The 380-nt window shown below is 60.3% G+C and carries 1 protein-coding gene; it reads right to left on the bottom strand.

What is annotated here, in order from left to right:
* Positions 1-23: 23 nt before the first annotated feature.
* On the bottom strand, positions 24-380 hold a 357-nt coding region (locus tag EN807_RS33100), incomplete at its 5' end, for a polysaccharide deacetylase family protein (RefSeq protein WP_135937986.1).

The raw sequence follows: 380 nt of genomic DNA on the forward strand, positions 1-380 counted from the left end.
CACGCGGCCGTCCGCCTGAATTGTCAGCCATAGCATAGCACCATACGCCGAAAGTCAGCTTCACCCCAATCGGCGACCGTAACGCGCGGCAATCGGAAAGGATCAACGCGGGGCCCAGCTTCACGCGGCAGGGTGGTTACTGCATAGTCCATGCCGGCAGACCTTACGGCGTTGGCGGTGCTGCCATCGAAATCTCCAAACGGGTATGCGAATCCCACCACCCGGCGTCCTGTAATCTCCTCGCATTTTTGGCGGCTGCCTGAAATCTCGCGTTTAAGGTCGTCCCGTTTCAGTAGCGGCAAGGAAGGGTGCGTTAAGGTGTGGGCGCCGATCGAAACGCCATCGGTGTCGGCGAGCTGCCGCAGCTCCGAATGCGTCAT

This window comes from Mesorhizobium sp. M5C.F.Ca.ET.164.01.1.1 (assembly GCF_004792125.1).
Taxonomy (GTDB): Bacteria; Pseudomonadota; Alphaproteobacteria; order Rhizobiales; family Rhizobiaceae; genus Mesorhizobium; species Mesorhizobium wenxiniae.